This is a genomic window from Pseudomonas sp. GW456-12-1-14-TSB6 (assembly GCF_059424205.1).
The window spans coordinates 212,294-229,885 of the sequence record NZ_JBWKZE010000002.1 but is presented as its reverse complement, the minus strand read 5'-3'; the positions used below and the strand labels follow the sequence as shown (position 1 = coordinate 229,885).

Genomic DNA, 17,592 nt, shown 5'->3' with positions numbered 1-17,592 from the left:
GAGGACTACAACAATGATTATTTACGGTGTGGCGCTGCTGGCGATCTGTACGCTGGCAGGGGTGATCATGGGTGACATGCTCGGTGTTCTTCTGGGCGTCAAATCCAACGTCGGCGGGGTCGGCATCGCCATGATCCTGTTGATCTGCGCGCGGTTGTGGATGCAGAAACGCGGCGGCATGACCAAGGATTGCGAGATGGGCGTTGGCTTCTGGGGCGCCATGTACATTCCGGTGGTGGTGGCGATGGCCGCGCAACAGAACGTCGTCACCGCCCTGCACGGCGGCCCGGTGGCGGTGCTGGCGGCGATTGGCTCGGTGGTGGTCTGTGGCTGCACCATTGCTTTGATCAGCCGCACCCATAAAGGCGAGCCTTTGCCCGACGAGCCGGCGGAAATCTCCCCGGTCGGCACACCGGTAGGAGGTCGCTGACATGTGGGATCTCATTGAAAAGGGTCTGGAACACAACGGTCTGATCACCGCGTTCGCCTTCGTCGGCGTGATCATGTGGGTCTCGGTGATCCTCTCCAAACGCCTGACGTTCGGACGGATTCACGGCTCGGCGATTGCCATCGTCATCGGCCTGGTGCTGGCCTGGGTCGGCGGCACCATGACCGGCGGGCAGAAGGGCCTGGCGGACCTGACGCTGTTCTCCGGCATCGGCCTGATGGGCGGCGCGATGCTGCGGGATTTCGCCATCGTTGCCACGGCGTTTGAAGTGCAGGCGACCGAAGCGAAGAAGGCCGGGATGATCGGGGTGATTGCGCTGCTGCTGGGCACGATCCTGCCGTTCATTGTCGGCGCGTGCATGGCTTACGCGTTCGGTTATCGCGATGCGGTGAGCATGACCACCATCGGCGCGGGTGCGGTGACTTACATTGTTGGCCCGGTGACCGGTGCGGCGATTGGCGCGACGTCGGATGTGATGGCGCTGTCGATTGCCACCGGGTTGATCAAGGCGATTCTGGTGATGGTCGGCACGCCGGTGGCGGCGCGCTGGATGGGCCTGGATAACCCGCGCTCGGCGATGGTGTTTGGCGGGCTGGCCGGGACGGTGAGTGGCGTGACGGCGGGGCTGGCGGCGACGGATCGGCGGTTGGTGCCTTATGGGGCGTTGACGGCTACGTTCCACACCGGTCTTGGCTGCCTGCTGGGGCCTTCGCTGCTGTTCTTCATTGTTCGCGGAATCGTTGGCTGAACGTCAAAAGCGCCCTCATGATCGTTCCCACGCTCCGCGTGGGAATGCCTCATTGGACGCTCTGCGTCCGCTTTTGGGACGCGGAGCGTCCCGGGCTGCATTCCCACGCGGAGCGTGGGAACGATCATCAGCCGCGATCATTAGGTGGTCTGGCGATTCGCATACATCCGACACTCCGCCAGCAACGCCAGCAGATTCGGATCGCGCTCTTTAGCCTTCAAAAACACCACCCCAATGTGCTGCTGCAACCGGTACTTCTCCTGCAGCGGAATCAGCTTCACCCGGTTCTCGTACACCGCCGCAATCCTCCCCGGCAGCAACGCGTAACCGACCCCGGAACTGACCATGCTCAGCAGGGTGAAGATGTCGTTGACCTGCATCGCCACCTTCGGCTCGAACCCCGCCTGCCGAAACACTCGGATGCCGTCCTGGTGGGTGGCGAAGCCTTGGGTGAGGGTGATGAAGGTTTCGTCGCGCACCTCCGCCAGATCCACTTCGCTGCGTTGGGCGAAGCGCGAATCGGCCGGAGTGGCGAGGAAAATGTCGTCGGAAAACAGTGGAATCTGCTCGCAGTCCGGGTCGTTGACGGTGTCGTCCAGCGACACCAGGATCGCGTCGACTTCCATGTTTTTCAGCTTGTAGAGCAGGTCGATGTTCGAGCCGAGAATCAGGTCGATGTTGAGTTCGCTGCGGCGGATCTTCAAACCCATGATCAATTGCGGCACGGTCTTCACCGTCAGCGAATACAGTGAGCCGAGCTTGAAGCGTTCAGCCGAGAACCCGGCGGCTTCGCGGGTCAGGCGCACGCTTTCGACCACGTCCTGAATCAGCTTCTGCGCCCGTTCTTCGAGCACGTAGGCGCTTTCCAGCGGTGTCAGGTTGCGCCCTTCGTGCTTGAACAGCGGACAGCGCAGGGCGCTTTCCAGCGAATGGATCGCGCGGTGCACGCTGACGTTGCTGGTCTGCAACTCGGCGGCGGCGCGGGCGAGGTTGCCGGTGCGCATGAAGGCGAGGAACACCTCGAGTTTCTTCAGGGTCAATTCTTCGTCGATCAGCATGGCGCGGACTCTTCTTGGTATCGCTCGATTGTGCCCAAATATCAGGACAGGTGCCTGCCTGCGTTGAACGGAAACATTGCGCTTTTACGCTCAAGGCCCGAGCCTTGCGCGTTGCGGTAACGAAATTGAGGTGTGCGACACATGTATCACGGAGAAAAACTGAACGCCTGGACGCATCTGGTCGGGGCGATAGCGGCGTTTGTCGGGGGTGTCTGGATGCTGGTGATTGCCAGCCTCGACGGCAGCCCTTGGAAGATCGTCAGCGTGGCGATTTATGCCTTTACGTTGCTGGTGCTTTACAGCGCGTCCACCGTGTACCACAGCGTGCGCGGGCGCAAGAAAGCGATCATGAAGAAGGTCGATCACTTTTCGATCTACCTGCTGATCGCCGGCAGTTACACGCCGTTCTGCCTGGTGACCCTGCGCGGGCCGTGGGGCTGGACGCTGTTCGGGATTGTCTGGGGGCTGGCGCTGATCGGCATCCTGCAGGAGATCAAGCCACGCTCGGAGGCGCGGATCCTGTCGATCGTGATCTACGCGGTGATGGGCTGGATCGTGCTGGTGGCGGTCAAGCCGCTGATCGCCGCGCTCGGGACGGCGGGGTTTGCCTGGCTGGCGTCGGGTGGCGTGCTGTACACCGTGGGGATCATCTTCTTTGCCCTCGACCATCGGTTGCGGCATGCCCACGGGATCTGGCATCTGTTCGTGATCGCCGGGAGTTTGCTGCACTTTGTGGCGATTCTGTTTTACGTCCTTTAAGCGCCTATCAGTCGGCCGAGTTGTTCGCTGGCGCGCTGACTGAAGATCTGCAGCAAATCATGCAGCGTATGCGGCGGCGGTTCGGTAGCGCGGGTCACGGCGTACAGCGTGATCGGCAGCGGCGGGGTGAGTGGGCGAATCGCGGTGCTGGTCGGCGAGGCACCGAGGGCGGTGAACGGATCTATCACGGCCACCCCGGCGCCGGATTCCACCATCGCTCGCGCCAGCGAGTACGTCTGCACGGCGATCCGCACACGCGGCGGCGGTTCGACCGCTTCGAGATAACTATCGAGGCGGGCGGCCAATGGATCGGCGCTGGACAGGCCGATCAGCGGCGCCCCGGCCAACGCCATCAGTGGCAACGGCTGACCGGCATCTTCCTCCGGCCAATATCCCTTCGGCGCCAGCGCCACCAGAACCCCCGAGGCCAAAGCCTGGGCCTTCAGCCCTGGATGGTCCGGCAACTGCAACGTCAGCGCCACGTCCACTTCGCGCATCAGCAGGTTCTGCATCAGCTCGCGGCTGTGGGCGCTCGACAGTTCGCAGGCGATGTCCGTGAATTGCGCGGTCCACTGCTGGATCGCCGGCGGCAGCAACGACAGCGCCAGCGCCGGGGTCGCGCCGATCCGCAGGCTGTGGCCGGGTTCGCGGCGCAGGCTCTGGGCCAGACGCCGTACGCCTTGCAGGCTTTCGGTGACCTTGTCGACTTCGCGTTCCAGTTCCAGCGCTTCAGGGGTCGCCTGCAACTTGCCGCGCACCCGCAGAAACAACGGAAAGCCCAATTGCTGCTCGGCGTGCTGCAGCACCTTGGTCACCGCCGGTTGCGAGACGTGCAGTAACTGCGCAGCAGCGCTGACCGAGCCGGTCTGGCGAATGGCCTGGAAAATCTCGATATGACGAAGGCGCATGACGATCCCATAACCTTTGTTTATAGGTTTGGCATCTTTATTCATTGTTCGGCGCCTGTCACCTCACCCTAACCTCGGCCTCGTCTTCAAGAACGATTAAGGACGGACATGGCTCAGCGTGTGTGCATCATCGGCGGCGGCGTGATCGGGCTGGCAACGGCCTGGGCGCTGGTGCGCGACGGTTTCGAAGTGACAGTGGTCGAGGCGCGGCAGTCGCTGGGCAGTGAAACCAGTTTCGCCAACGGCGGCCAGTTGTCCTACCGCTACGTCGCGCCACTGGCCGATGCCGGCGTGCCGTTGCAGGCAATCGGCTGGATGCTGCGTGGCGACTCACCGCTGAAACTTCGCCCGCGCCTGGACCCGGCGCAGTGGCGCTGGATGGCCTCGTTTCTCGCCGCGTGCCGCACCTCGGTCAACCGCGAAAACGCCGCGCATCTGTTGCGTCTGGCGCTGTTCAGCCAGAGCACGCTGAAACGCTGGCGTGAGGACGACGGACTCGTCGGCTTCAACTGGCGACGCAACGGCAAACTGGTGACTTTCCGCAACGCCGCCAGCTTCGACCATGCACGCAAGGGCCTGGCCGATCCGCAACAACAGCAGGTGTTGTCCGCCGCCGAATGTGCGCGGCTGGAGCCGGCACTGACCGATGCGCCGTTTGTGGGCGCGATCTACACGCCGGATGAAGAAGTAGGCGACTGTCACGGTTTCTGCCAGCAGCTGGCGGCGCGATTGAAGACGTCGGGCCGTTGCGAATTTCGTCTCGGTCAGGCAGTCACCGGCATTCGCCATAGTCACGGCGCCGTCACGGCCATTGAACTTGGCGAAGAGACTTTGCCGGTCGAACAACTGGTGATCGCCGCCGGCCATCGCAGCCCGTTGCTCGCGCTGCCCGGCCTGCGCCTGCCGCTGTATCCGCTGAAGGGCTACAGCCTGACCGTGCCGATTGGCAACGAGCACCGGGCGCCGGACGTGAGCATCACCGACTACGACCGCAAGATCGTCTACGCGCGTATCGGCGAACAACTGCGCGTGGCGGCTATGGTCGACATCGTCGGTTTCGACCCGGCGGTGGACCCCGAGCGACTGGCGCTGATCAAGCGCCAGGCCCGCGACACCTTTCCCGACGCCGGCAACTACGATGCGGCCGTCGAATGGGCTGGCATGCGCCCGGCCACGCCCACCGGCGTTCCGCTGTTGGGCGCCACGGCCTATCGCAATCTGTGGCTCAACCTCGGCCACGGTGCGCTGGGTTTCACCCTGGCCTGCGGCAGCGGGCAGTTGCTCAGCGAACTGATTGGCGAGCAGCGCACATCCATTGACCTACACGGGTTCAATCCCCGTGCGGCGTGACGGTTTCTGCTAAAACACCCCACCCACAACGGAGAATAACAATGCAAAAAATCACGTTGCTCGGCTGCACTCTGGCGCTGGTTTTCGGCGCTCAGGCGCAGGCCAATGAAGTGCCGCTGACCGGCACGCTCGGCAAGATCGCCAGCGCCAACAGCATCACCCTGGGTTATCGCGATGCGTCGGTGCCGTTCTCGTATGTGGGCGATCACACCGGCCAGCCGATGGGGTATTCGGTGGAGCTGGCGGACAAGATCGTCGAGCGCATCAAGCAACAACTGGTGCTGCCGGAGCTGAAGGTGAAGTACAACCTGGTGACGTCGCAGACGCGGATTCCGCTGGTGCAGAACGGCACGGTCGACCTTGAATGCGGCTCCACCGGCGTAACGGCCGAGCGGCAGAAGCAGGTCGCGTTCTCCTACGGTTTCATCTACGTCAAAGGTCAGCTGCTGACCGCCAAGGACAGCGGCATCCACAGCTTCGACGACCTGCGCGGCAAGAACGTGGTGACCACCGCCGGCACCACCAACGAGCGCTATCTGAAGAGCTACAACCTCGACCACAAACTGAACATGTTCGTGATCAGCGCCAAGGATCACGGCGAGGCGTTCCAGATGCTGCAATCAGGGCGCGCGGCGGCGTTCTACATGGACGATGCGCTGCTCTACGGCGAGCGGGCCAAGGCACGCGATCCGCACAACTGGGTCGTGGTGGGGGAGGAACAATCGCGGGAAATCTACAGCTGCATGGTGCGCAAGGATGATCCGCAGTTTCTTGCGCTGGTGAACGGCGTGTTGGCCGACCTGTACAGTTCGGGGGAGATCAACGGGATCTACCGCAAGTGGTTCGAGCAGCCGATCCCGCCGAAGGGCTTGAACCTTGAGTTCCCGATGACCGGTGAACTCAAGGCAATCATCGCCAGACCAACCAGTGATCCGGTGCAGTGACGGGTTAGAAATCACCCCACAGTTGCTGCGCTACCGCCAGTGCCACAACCGGCGCGGTCTCGGTGCGCAGCACGCGCGGGCCGAGGCGGGCGGCGTGGAAGCCGTTGGCCTTGGCCTGCTCGACTTCGGCGTCGGACAGGCCGCCTTCAGGGCCGATCAGGAACGCCAGCGTTGATGGCTTGGCATGGCTGATTAGCGGTTCGGCCACCGGGTGCAGCACCAGTTTCAGTTCGGCTTCGGTCTGCTTCAGCCAGTCGGCCAGCAACAGCGGTGGATGAATCACCGGCACCCGCGAACGACCACATTGCTCGCAAGCGCTGATCGCCACCTGACGCCAGTGCAGCAGGCGTTTGTCGGCGCGTTCGTCCTTGAGGCGGACTTCGCAGCGCTCGCTGAAGATCGGGGTGATTTCAGTCACGCCCAGTTCGGTGGCTTTCTGGATCGCCCAGTCCATCCGCTCGCCCCGGGACAGGCCCTGGCCGAGGTGGACGTGCAGCGGCGATTCGACCTGACCGGCGAACTGCTCGTCGATCTGCACCACCACGCGCTTCTTGCCGACTTCCACCAGCGATCCGCGAAACTCATGGCCGGAGCCGTCGAACAACTGCACCGCATCGCCCTCGGCCATGCGCAGCACGCGGCTGATGTAATGCGCCTGGGCTTCCGGCAGTTCGTGTTCGCCAGTGCTGAGCGGGGCGTCGATAAAAAAGCGGGACAGTCTCATTTCGGGTCTCTCTGATTAGATCGTTCCCACGCTCCGCGTGGGAATGCAGCCCGGGACGCTCTGCGTCCCAAGAGCGGACGCAGAGCGTCCTGTGAGGCGTTCCCACGCAGAGCATGGGAACGAGCCGTCAACTTAAGTGTTTGGATCAGCCCGGATCACGAAACCCGGGATGGAAATCCTTCGGCACCGCCACACTGACGTTGTCACGGGTGGCAATGTCGATGCCTTCGCTGGCGACTTCGGCGAGGAAGTCGATCTGCTCCGGGGTGATCACGTACGGCGGCAGGAAATACACCACGCTGCCCAGCGGACGCAGCAGCGCACCACGCTCCAGCGCATGCTGGAACACCTTCAGGCCGCGACGTTCCTGCCACGGATAAGCCTCTTTCGTGGCTTTGTCCTTGACCATCTCGATCGCCAGGACCATGCCGGTCTGCCGGACTTCCGAAACATTCGGATGATCCGCCAGATGCGCCGTCGCCGACGCCATGCGTTGAGCCAGCGCCCGGTTGTTTTCGATCACGTTGTCCTGTTCGAAGATATCCAGGGTCGCCAACGCCGCCGCACACGCCAGCGGGTTGCCGGTGTAGCTGTGCGAATGCAGGAAGGCGCGCAGGGTCGGGTAATCGTCGTAGAACGCGCTGTACACCTCGTCGGTGGTCAGGCACGCGGCCAACGGCAGATAACCGCCGGTCAGGGCTTTCGACAGGCACAGGAAGTCCGGGCGGATGCCGGCCTGTTCGCAGGCGAACATCGTCCCGGTGCGGCCGAAGCCGACGGCGATTTCGTCATGGATCAGGTGCACGCCGTAACGGTCGCAGGCCTCGCGCAGCAGCTTGAGGTACACCGGGTGATACATGCGCATGCCGCCGGCGCCCTGGATCAGCGGCTCGACGATCACCGCAGCGACGCTGTCATGATTTTCCGCCAGCGTCTGTTCCATGGCCGCGAACATGTTGCGCGAATGCTCTTCCCAGCTCATGCCCTGCGGGCGCAGGTAGCAATCCGGGCTCGGCACCTTGATGGTGTCCATCAGCAGGGCTTTGTAGGTTTCGGTGAACAACGGCACGTCACCAACCGCCATCGCCGCCATGGTTTCGCCGTGGTAGCTGTTGGTCAGGGTGACGAAGCGTTTCTTGTTCGGCTGACCGCGGTTGAGCCAGTAGTGAAAGCTCATTTTCAGCGCGACTTCGATGCAGGACGAACCGTTATCGGCGTAGAACACCCGGTTCAGGCCTTCCGGCGTCATCTTCACCAGACGCTCGGACAACTCGATCACTGGCTGATGGCTGAAACCGGCCAGAATCACGTGCTCCAGTTGATCGACCTGATCCTTGATGCGCTGGTTGATGCGCGGGTTGGCGTGGCCGAACACGTTGACCCACCAGGAGCTGACCGCATCCAGATAACGCTTGCCTTCGAAGTCTTCGAGCCAGACGCCTTCACCGCGCTTGATCGGGATCAGCGGCAGCTGTTCGTGGTCTTTCATCTGGGTGCAGGGATGCCACAGCACCGCGAGATCGCGTTGCATCCACTGGTTGTTCAGGCCCATGTTCAGTCTCCTCGAGGCGGCTCGCGTCAGGCGCGGGCAAACAATCGCGCAAGCCTATGCAATGCATCGCGCCGGAACAACCCATTGTGTCGATTGAGCTACTTTGTATGGGCCGATAGACGTCGCTGGCGGCGTTTTGATGGCTGACGTATTCTTCGCGGTTCTTTGGGTCGTCTGACCCGCAAAACTGCTTTTTCCTACGTGTATTTCCGGAGTTCGCTGAATGTCTGTCGGTTGGCTGCGCGCCTGTGCGCTGGTGGTGTTGGGGCTGTTCAGCGTTACGGCGCTGGCCAAGGATAAAACCGCGATCGTGATCGGCGGCGGCCTGTCGGGCCTGACGGCGGCTTACGAACTGCAAAACAAGGGCTGGCAGGTCACGCTGCTCGAAGCCAAGCCGAGCCTGGGCGGTCGCTCGGGCATGGCCACCAGCGAGTGGATCGGCAACGACAAGACTCAACCGGTGCTGAACAAGTACGTTTCGACCTTCAAGCTGAGCACCACGCCGGCGCCTGAATTCGTACGGACTCCGGGTTACCTGATCGACGGCGAGTATTTCTCCGCCGCGGACCTGACCACCAAACAGCCCGCCACGGCCGAAGCGCTCAAGCGCTACGAGAAAACCCGTGACGATCTGGCGCGTTCGATCGACGATCCGCAAAACCCGGCCGCGACCAACACCCTGCACGCCCTGGACCAGATCAACGTCTCGAGCTGGCTCGACAAGCAGAACCTGCCGGCCACCGCACGTCAGCTGATCAACCAGGACATCCGCACCCACTACGACGAGCCTTCGCGCCTGTCGCTGCTGTACTTCGCACAGCAAAGCCGGGTGTATCGCGGCGTGTCCGACCGTGACCTGCGCGCTTCGCGTCTGGTCGGTGGCAGCCCGGTGCTGGCCCAGGCCTTCGTCAAACAGTTGAAAACCATCAAGACCAACTCGCCAGTATCTGCCATCACCCAGGACAAGGACGGCGTGACCGTCAAGGTCGGCAGCGTCGGCTACCAGGCCGATTACGTTGTGCTGGCGGTGCCGTTGCGCGCCCTCAACAAGATCCAGCTGACTCCGGCGCTGGACGCCCAGCACCTGGCCGCGATCAAAGGCACCAACTACGGCTGGCGCGACCAGATCATGCTGAAGTTCAAGACGCCGGTATGGGAAAGCAAGGCGCGGATGTCCGGCGAGATCTACAGCAACACTGGCCTTGGCATGTTGTGGATCGAGCCGGCTCTGAAGGGCGGCGCGAACGTGGTGATCAACCTGTCCGGCGATAACGCCCGCGTCATGCAGGCCTTCGGCGACAAGCAGATGGTCGACCAGGTGCTGATTCGCCTGCACACCTTTTATCCACAGGCCCGTGGCTCGTTCACCGGTTATGAAATCCGTCGCTACAGCACCGATCCATCGACCGGTGGTTCCTACCTGGCCTTCGGCCCTGGCCAGATCAGCAAATACTGGCGCCTGTGGGAGCGTCCGCTGCAGCGCGTAGCGTTTGCTGGCGAACACACCGACACCTTGTACCCGGGCACGCTGGAAGGCGCACTGCGCACCGGTCAGCGCGCAGCCAGTCAGGTTGAAGACCTGGCGGCGGGCAAATCCTTCGAACCGGCCAAGGTCGGCCCGGCAGCGGCCACCGCCGCAGCGGCGGGTGCGGGTGCGGCAGTAGCGGCGAAGAAAGGCAACTTCTTCACCAATCTGTTCGGCGGTTCGGACGACGACAAGAAACCGGAGCCTGTGAAAGCGCCTGAGCCGGCACCTGCTCCAGCCGCTCCAGCGCCTGCACCGGCTCCGGCCCCCGCGCCAGCCCCGGTGGAAGCACCGAAGCCAGCGGCCCCGGTGAAAGCCGAGCCGGCGAAGAAAGCGGCAGCCAAACCAGCAGCGAAGAAACCGGCGGCCAAGACCGAAGCGAAAAAACCTGCAGCGAAACCTGCGGCGAAAAAAGCTGAACCGGCGAAGAAGCCAGCGGCCAAACCGGCGGCAAGCACCGAGACCAAAGCGCAGTAAGGCTTGGCGGTGAATGAAAAAGCGCGGCTTTCAGGCCGCGCTTTTTTTTGCCTGAAAGATCGCCATCGCGAGCAGGCTCGCGATGGGATCAATGCGGGCACTGAAATTTGAAGACCTCTCAGCTAACCTCCAGTCACACTTTTGTCTTTAATCTTTCCTTAACTCCCCTGTTCAAGACTCTTGATCGTATTTCTCGATATTTCAAAGCGAAATTTTCCGCTTTAATTCGATAGATAACTCGCTAGTCTTGGTTCGCAGTTCTCACAGGATTTGGGCAATGCAGCTACGTAACTCTTCTTCGCGCTACGGTTGGGTCAGCATCTTCATGCACTGGGGTGTGGCGCTGGCGGTCTTCGGGCTGTTCGCGCTCGGTCTGTGGATGGTGGGGCTGGATTACTACAGCACCTGGCGCAAAGACGCGCCGGATCTGCACAAGAGCATCGGTCTGGTGCTGCTGGGTGTGATGGTGTTGCGGGTGTTGTGGCGCTTTGTCAGTCCACCGCCGCCAACGTTGCAAAGCTACAGCCGCATGACCCGCATCGGTGCGAAGTTCGGCCATGGGTTTCTTTACCTTGCGCTGTTCGCCGTGATGATTGCCGGTTACCTGATTTCCACCGCAGATGGTGTCGGGATCCCGGTGTTTGGCCTGTTTGAAGTTCCTGCACTGGTTTCCGGACTACCGGATCAGGCAGATACCGCCGGTGTGATTCATCTCTGGCTGGCGTGGGCGCTGGTAATTTTTTCCGGCCTTCATGCGTTGGCAGCATTGAAGCACCACTTTATCGATCGTGATGCGACCCTGACACGAATGCTGGGACGCAAAGCCTGATGTTCAACCTCGACTCCAAAGGAAAACAAAGCATGTTGAAAAAGACTCTGGCCGCTCTGGCAATCGGCTCTGCCGTCCTGTCCGCCAATGTGATGGCCGCTGACTACGTAGTCGACAAAGAAGGCCAGCACGCCTTCGTCGACTTCAAGATAAGCCACCTGGGCTACAGCTACATCACCGGTACCTTCAAGGACATCAGCGGCAAGTTCAGCTTCGATGCTGCCAAGCCTGAAGACAGCAAGATCGAGTTTGACGTGAAGACCGCCAGCGTGTTCACCAACCACGCCGAGCGTGACAAGCACATCTCCAGCAAAGACTTCCTGGACGTGGGCAAATACGCTGATGCCAAGTTCGTCTCCACCAGCGTCAAGTCCACCGGCAAGAACGCCGATGGCAAAGACACTGCCGACGTGACGGGTGACCTGACCCTGCACGGCGTGACCAAGCCGATCGTGGTCAAGGCCACTTTCCTGGGTGAAGGCAAGGATCCATGGGGCGGCTACCGTGCCGGCTTCGAAGGCACTACCAGCATCAAGCGTTCTGATTTCGGCAAGATGATGGACCTGGGTCCACAGTCTGACAAAGTCGACCTGTACATCTCGTTCGAAGGTGTCAAAGCGAAGTAATTTTCGCCGGCCATACAAAAACGCCCCCGGTCTTGCGATCGGGGGCGTTTTTAATTGCCTGCCGCCACTTTCGTTTCAGCGGCGCACAAAAAATGCCCCGGTTTTCAGGCCGGGGCATTTTTCATTGCAGTCGAAAACTCAGCGATTGCGGGTCAGCAAGGCCGGTTTTTCACCGCGTGGGCGGCTTGGCAGTTGATCCAGTTGCTCAGGCGTCGGGAAGCGGTCGGCTTTCGACTCCTTGTGCATGATCTTCGGCCCGCTGCTGCGCGGGTTCTGCACGGCCGGTTCAGCGCGTTGCTGATCGTCACGGGCCGGGCGGCGGTTGCGCGAGTTTTCGTCGCGACGACCCTGACCGTCACGCGGTGCACCGTTGCGTGGGCCACTGCGTTTGCCTGGCGGGGTGCCGGTGCTCGAGCCGTTGCTGTTGCGCGGGCCGTTCTGGCGACCTTGCGACTGACCGCCGCGGGGTGCGCCCGAACCTGCGCCTTGCGCCGGAGCGCCTGGACGACGGTTGCGACCACCGGCCGGAGCCTGCTTCGGCACGTAATCAACGCGGTTACCGAAGTTATCGATATCGTCGTCGAGGAATTCGTCCGGAGCACGGTCAGCAGCGGCGCGTGGCGGCTGGCTTGGCTGGCGCTGTTCGCGGGCCGGAGTGCCTTCACGCGGCTTCTGTTGACGGGCTGGACGCTCGCCACGCTCACCGGCCGGTTTTTCCTTGCCCTTGTCTTTGCCTTTGTCTTTACGACCGCCGCCACCGCCGCCGCCATTCGGACCGTCACCGCGTGGGCCACGGGCATTGCGCGGGTTGCGCATGTCCGGACGTTCACGGGCTTCCGGCTTCTCGGCCTCGATGGTGCTGGCATCGAAGCCCATCAGGTCGCCGTCGGCGATTTTCTGCTTGGTCATGCGTTCGATGCTTTTCAGCAGTTTTTCTTCGTCCGGTGCGACCAGCGAGATCGCCTCGCCCGAACGACCGGCCCGGCCGGTACGGCCGATACGGTGCACGTAGTCTTCATCGACGTTCGGCAGTTCGAAGTTGACCACGTGTGGCAACTGGTCGATGTCCAGGCCACGGGCGGCGATGTCGGTGGCAACCAGGATGCGCACTTCACCGGCCTTGAAGTCGGCCAGGGCTTTGGTGCGGGCGTTCTGGCTCTTGTTGCCGTGGATCGCCACAGCCGGCAGGCCGTGTTTGTCCAGGTACTCGGCCAGACGGTTGGCGCCGTGCTTGGTGCGGGTGAACACCAGCACCTGTTCCCACGCGCCGGCGGTAATCAGGTGGGCCAGCAGCGCACGCTTGTGGCTGGCCGGCAGACGGAACACGCGTTGTTCGATGCGCTCGACCGTGGTGTTCGGCGGCGTCACTTCGATGCGTTCCGGGTTGTGCAGCAGTTTGCCGGCAAGATCGGTGATGTCTTTGGAGAAGGTCGCCGAGAACAGCAGGTTCTGGCGCTTGGCCGGCAGACGCGCGAGGACTTTCTTCACGTCATGGACGAAGCCCATGTCGAGCATGCGGTCGGCTTCGTCGAGCACGAGAATTTCGACGTGGGACAGATCGACGCTGCCCTGGCCGCACAGGTCGAGCAGACGACCGGGGCACGCCACCAGCACGTCAACGCCACGGGACATGGCCTGAACCTGCGGGTTCATGCCGACGCCGCCGAAGATGCACGCGCTGACGAATTTCAGGTCGCGGGCGTAGATCTTGAAACTGTCGTGAACCTGCGCCGCGAGTTCGCGGGTAGGGGTCAGCACGAGCACGCGCGGTTGGCGCGGGCCGTGACGCTGGGATTTGTCCGGGTGACCGTTGGGAAACAGCCGCTCCAGGATCGGAAGGGCGAAACCGCCGGTTTTACCAGTACCTGTCTGAGCCGCAACCATCAGGTCGCGACCTTGCAACACGGCGGGAATGGCCCGCTGTTGCACCGGAGTAGGCTCGGTATAGCCCGCATCTTCGATAGCGCGGACCAAAGCCTCGGAGAGACCGAGGGAAGCAAAGGACATGAGTAATCCTGTTTCAGTTAGGGCTTGGCCCAATGGGAGTCTTGCCTGGCGCGAATGGCGTTTAAGAGGACGCAATCCCGTCCGGTCCTGCTGCGGTTCCGAAGGCACGTCCGGAGCGCTCGCGCGGGCTGAAAAGCTGCGCTGTAGCGGGTCGGGAGGCCTGTTACGGTTCCGGGCGTCCGGGCGTGAGCCTGGCGGGAACGCCGGAGTATAACAGAGCAATCACTGCGCGCCGCTTTCCTGCTGCTCAACGGTTTTGCCGCTGGCGGTGGCGTTGCCCAGCGGTGCCGCCAGGGCGGGGGCCGCGCCGTAGCGAGCGCTGAGCTCGGCATAGGCCGGTTCGCGCTTGAAACGCTTGAGCTCGGCGCCGAAGCGCTGCACCAGCAAATCCATTCCGGCATTGCGTCGCACGGCCAGAAACTGGCTCTGGCGGCTGATGACCGTGGGGTTTTCAGTGATCTGGTTGCGGATATCCAATTCATCGAGCAAATGCTGGCCCACGCGGCGGTCGGTGATCAGCAGGTCGATACGCCCGCGCACCAGTTTGCCGAAATTGGCTTCGTGGGTCGGGGCCGGCTCGCGGGTGAACAGCGTCGATTCGCGAAAGTCGGGGCTGTACAGATAGCCCGGTGAGGTGCCGATGGTCAGGCCCTTGAGGTCTTCGAGGCTGCGAAAAGGGTGCGGGCGGTCGTTGGCGTAAAACATCACGAACTCGACGTCCGACAGCGGTTCGCTCGGATAGAGCAGGGTGGCGTCGCGTTCGTCGCTATGGAAGATGTCCAGCGCGCCGTCGGCCTGGCCGGTTTCGAGCATCGACAGGCAGCGTTTCCACGGCAGGAACTGCCATTCGACTTCGATGCCCAGGCGCTTGAACACGATGGCGGTGGTTTCGTAGTCGAGACCGAGGTTCTTGCCGTCTTGTTCATAGACGTACGGCGCCCACGGTTCGGTGACGATACGCAGCTTCTCGCCCCGAGCGGCAAAGCTCAGGCAAGCAAAAACCAGCACGGCGAATAACTGCGTGATCAAAGGCATGGCTTGAGATTACGACGAGAAACGGCAAAGAGCCAGAAACTGGCCGCAGAAGCTCTGTTTCGGGCATTAAAAGCAAAAGATCGCAGCGGCGAAAGCGCTGTAGGCACTGTCGTGGCTGCGATCTTCTGGTTCTGCGGTTACGTCTTTTTAGCGCGGCAGCTTCAGGTTGTTCCAGATTGCCAGGCTCGGTTCGGCCTGGTTCATGGAATAGAAGTGCAGGCCGGGCGCGCCGCCTTGCAGCAGGCGTTCGCACATTTCGGTGACGACCTGTTCGCCAAAACGCTGAATGCTCTGGCTGTCATCGCCGTAGGCTTCCAGCTGCTTGCGGATCCAGCGCGGGATTTCCGCACCGCAGGCATCGGAGAAACGCGCGAGTTTGCTGTAGTTGGTGATCGGCATGATCCCCGGCACGACCGGAATGTCCACGCCCAGCGCCTGCAAACGGTCGACAAAGTAGAAGTAGCTGTCGGCGTTGAAGAAGTACTGGGTGATCGCGCTGTCGGCGCCGGCACGGGCCTTGCGCACGAAGTTGGCCAGATCGTCTTCGTAGTTGCGCGCTTGCGGATGCATCTCCGGGTAGGCGGCGACTTCGATGTGGAAATGATTGCCGGTTTCTTCACGAATGAATTCAACCAGTTCATTGGCGTGACGCAGCTCGCCGCTGGTCATGCCCATGCCGGACGGCAGGTCACCGCGCAGGGCGACGATGCGCTTGATGCCGGCGGCCTTGTACTCGTTCAGCAGGCCGCGCAGGTCGTCCTTGCTGTCGCCGACGCACGACAGGTGCGGTGCGGCGGGGATTTTGACTTCGCTTTCCAGCTGTAACACGGTGTTCAGCGTGCGATCACGGGTCGAACCGCCAGCGCCGTAGGTGCAGGAAAAGAAGTCGGGGTTGTAGGTGGCCAGCTGACGGGCAGTGGCGAGCAGTTTTTCATGCCCAGCATCGGTCTTGGTCGGGAAGAACTCGAAGCTGTAGCGACGGTCTTGGGACATGGAGGAAGCCTCCAGTTACGAGCGGCAAGCTACAAGCTGCGAGAGAAGCGGTGGTGCGCTGATCTATCGAGCGTGAAACCTGCTGCCTGAAACTGTTTTGAAATAGGGGCAGAGCTTTCAAGCTTCGTACGGCAAGTCCGGCTTTTGACCTTGCTTGCCGCTTGAAGCTTGAAGCTCGCAGCTGCTCTTATGCTCTTAGTAGCGGTAAGCGTGCGGCTTGAACGGGCCTTCTACGGTCACGCCGATGTAGTCAGCCTGTTGCTTGGTCAGTTGAGTGACCACGCCGCCGAAGCCGCGAACCATTTCCAAGGCCACTTCTTCGTCGAGTTTCTTCGGCAGTACTTCAACGGTCAGGCGCTCGGCTTTCTGGGCTGGCGACAGGTCGGCGTACTTCTGGCCGAACAGGAAGATCTGTGCCAGCACCTGGTTGGCGAACGAACCGTCCATGATGCGGCTCGGGTGACCGGTGGCGTTGCCCAGGTTCACCAGACGGCCTTCGGCCAGCAGTATCAGGTAGTCGTCGTTCTGTGGGTCGAACGAGCCAGCACCGGTACGGTGGATCTTGTGTACCTGTGGCTTCACCTCTTCCCATGCCCAGTTCTTGCGCATGAAAGCGGTGTCGATTTCGTTGTCGAAGTGACCGATGTTGCAGACAACGGCGCGCTTCTTCAGGGCTTTGAGCATGTTTGCATCGCAAACGTTGACGTTGCCGGTGGTGGTCACGATCAGGTCGATCTTGCCCAGCAGCGCTTTGTCGATGCTCGCTTCGGTGCCGTCGTTGATACCGTCGATGAACGGCGAAACCAGTTCGAAACCGTCCATGCAGGCTTGCATGGCGCAGATCGGGTCGACTTCGGAGACCTTGACGATCATGCCTTCCTGACGCAGGGACTGGGCCGAACCCTTGCCCACGTCACCGTAGCCGATGACCAGCGCTTGCTTGCCGGACAGCAGGTGGTCGGTGCCGCGCTTGATGGCATCGTTCAGGCTGTGACGGCAGCCGTACTTGTTGTCGTTCTTGGACTTGGTCACCGAGTCGTTGACGTTGATGGCCGGGATTTTCAGCTCGCCCTTGGCCAGCATGTCCAGCAGACGGTGCACGCCGGTGGTGGTTTCTTCGGTCACGCCGTGGACGCGGTCCAGAACCTGTGGGTATTTCTTGTGCAACAGCTCGGTCAGGTCGCCACCGTCGTCGAGGATCATGTTGGCGTCCCATGGCTGGCCATCCTTCAGGATGGTCTGCTCCAGGCACCACTCGTACTCTTCTTCAGTCTCGCCTTTCCAGGCGAAAACCGGGATGCCGGCAGCGGCGATGGAAGCAGCGGCCTGATCCTGAGTCGAGAAAATGTTGCAGGACGACCAGCGCACTTCGGCACCCAGGGCAACCAGGGTTTCGATCAGCACGGCGGTCTGGATGGTCATGTGGATGCAGCCGAGGATTTTTGCGCCTTTCAAAGGCTGCTCGGAAGCGTACTTGCGGCGCAGACCCATCAGGGCCGGCATTTCCGACTCGGCGATGATGGTTTCGCGACGGCCCCAGGCAGCCAGGGACATGTCGGCAACTTTGTAATCGTTAAAATCTGCAGGCGTGATAACAGCGCTCATGAGA

16 protein-coding genes are annotated in these 17,592 nt (G+C 61.8%); 8 read left to right on the top strand and 8 right to left on the bottom strand.

Going from position 1 to position 17,592, the window contains the following annotated elements; all coding sequences use genetic code 11:
- Positions 1-13 precede the first annotated feature (13 nt).
- Together madL and madM are read left to right on the top strand one after the other, a co-directional pair.
- A complete protein-coding gene (gene madL, locus AC07Y2_RS02565; protein WP_008063455.1) occupies positions 14-430 on the top strand; it encodes a malonate transporter subunit MadL in 417 nt (138 codons plus the stop codon).
- Between the two features lies 1 nt (position 431).
- Entirely contained in the window at positions 432-1,196 is a 765-nt protein-coding gene (gene madM / locus AC07Y2_RS02560) for a malonate transporter subunit MadM (protein ID WP_007953314.1), read from the top strand.
- A 140-nt stretch (positions 1,197-1,336) separates the two neighbouring features.
- Here the strand turns inward: madM and AC07Y2_RS02555 are convergent, their stop codons facing one another.
- Positions 1,337-2,254: a LysR family transcriptional regulator gene (locus AC07Y2_RS02555; protein ID WP_074690186.1), complete on the bottom strand. Its 918-nt coding sequence runs from the start codon at positions 2,252-2,254 to the stop codon at positions 1,337-1,339.
- Between the two features lie 141 nt (positions 2,255-2,395).
- On the opposite strand from AC07Y2_RS02555, the gene trhA reads away from it, so the two are divergent.
- Complete coding sequence (gene trhA, locus AC07Y2_RS02550) at positions 2,396-3,013, top strand: PAQR family membrane homeostasis protein TrhA (protein ID WP_007953311.1); 618 nt, start codon at positions 2,396-2,398, stop codon at positions 3,011-3,013.
- Here the strand turns inward: trhA and AC07Y2_RS02545 are convergent.
- Positions 3,010-3,921: a LysR family transcriptional regulator gene (locus tag AC07Y2_RS02545; RefSeq protein WP_103385431.1), complete on the bottom strand. Its 912-nt coding sequence runs from the start codon at positions 3,919-3,921 to the stop codon at positions 3,010-3,012. The two genes, trhA and AC07Y2_RS02545, sit on opposite strands and share 4 nt — an antisense overlap.
- A 108-nt stretch (positions 3,922-4,029) precedes the next feature.
- Here AC07Y2_RS02545 and AC07Y2_RS02540 point away from each other — a divergent pair, with 108 nt between their 5' ends.
- Entirely contained in the window at positions 4,030-5,271 is a 1,242-nt protein-coding gene (locus tag AC07Y2_RS02540) for a D-amino acid dehydrogenase (RefSeq protein ID WP_103385358.1), read from the top strand.
- Between the two features lie 41 nt (positions 5,272-5,312).
- Positions 5,313-6,215 (top strand): transporter substrate-binding domain-containing protein, encoded by a 903-nt coding sequence (locus AC07Y2_RS02535; protein WP_103385359.1) that lies wholly within the window; start codon positions 5,313-5,315, stop codon positions 6,213-6,215.
- Positions 6,216-6,219: 4 nt separating this feature from the next.
- Here AC07Y2_RS02535 and AC07Y2_RS02530 read toward each other — a convergent pair whose 3' ends face one another.
- Positions 6,220-6,939 carry a 16S rRNA (uracil(1498)-N(3))-methyltransferase gene (locus tag AC07Y2_RS02530; RefSeq protein WP_103385360.1) on the bottom strand — a complete coding sequence of 240 codons (720 nt, stop codon included), beginning with the start codon at positions 6,937-6,939 and terminating at the stop codon, positions 6,220-6,222.
- A gap of 145 nt (positions 6,940-7,084) precedes the next feature.
- Positions 7,085-8,491, bottom strand: coding sequence for an adenosylmethionine--8-amino-7-oxononanoate transaminase (locus AC07Y2_RS02525; RefSeq protein ID WP_039767958.1), 1,407 nt, complete (start codon positions 8,489-8,491; stop codon positions 7,085-7,087).
- A gap of 223 nt (positions 8,492-8,714) precedes the next feature.
- On the opposite strand from AC07Y2_RS02525, the gene AC07Y2_RS02520 reads away from it, so the two are divergent.
- From AC07Y2_RS02520 to AC07Y2_RS02510, 3 genes are all read left to right on the top strand, one after another.
- Positions 8,715-10,493, top strand: a complete 1,779-nt coding sequence (locus AC07Y2_RS02520; protein WP_039767959.1) for a flavin monoamine oxidase family protein — start codon at positions 8,715-8,717, stop codon at positions 10,491-10,493.
- A 277-nt stretch (positions 10,494-10,770) separates the two neighbouring features.
- Positions 10,771-11,322 (top strand): cytochrome b, encoded by a 552-nt coding sequence (locus AC07Y2_RS02515; protein WP_074692051.1) that lies wholly within the window; start codon positions 10,771-10,773, stop codon positions 11,320-11,322.
- Positions 11,323-11,354: 32 nt separating this feature from the next.
- Positions 11,355-11,948 carry a YceI family protein gene (locus AC07Y2_RS02510; RefSeq protein ID WP_039768113.1) on the top strand — a complete coding sequence of 198 codons (594 nt, stop codon included), beginning with the start codon at positions 11,355-11,357 and terminating at the stop codon, positions 11,946-11,948.
- A gap of 138 nt (positions 11,949-12,086) precedes the next feature.
- On the opposite strand, the gene rhlE2 is transcribed toward AC07Y2_RS02510, so the two are convergent.
- From rhlE2 to ahcY, 4 genes are all read right to left on the bottom strand, one after another.
- Positions 12,087-13,955: an RNA helicase RhlE2 gene (rhlE2, locus tag AC07Y2_RS02505; protein ID WP_103385361.1), complete on the bottom strand. Its 1,869-nt coding sequence runs from the start codon at positions 13,953-13,955 to the stop codon at positions 12,087-12,089.
- Between the two features lie 222 nt (positions 13,956-14,177).
- The gene (locus tag AC07Y2_RS02500; protein WP_039767962.1) at positions 14,178-14,990 is read right to left on the bottom strand and encodes a substrate-binding periplasmic protein; all 813 of its coding nucleotides are present in this window, start codon (positions 14,988-14,990) and stop codon (positions 14,178-14,180) included.
- Positions 14,991-15,137: 147 nt separating this feature from the next.
- Positions 15,138-15,983 carry a methylenetetrahydrofolate reductase [NAD(P)H] gene (metF, locus tag AC07Y2_RS02495; protein WP_007959683.1) on the bottom strand — a complete coding sequence of 282 codons (846 nt, stop codon included), beginning with the start codon at positions 15,981-15,983 and terminating at the stop codon, positions 15,138-15,140.
- A gap of 195 nt (positions 15,984-16,178) precedes the next feature.
- Entirely contained in the window at positions 16,179-17,588 is a 1,410-nt protein-coding gene (gene ahcY / locus AC07Y2_RS02490; RefSeq protein WP_039767963.1) for an adenosylhomocysteinase, read from the bottom strand.
- Positions 17,589-17,592 lie beyond the last annotated feature (4 nt).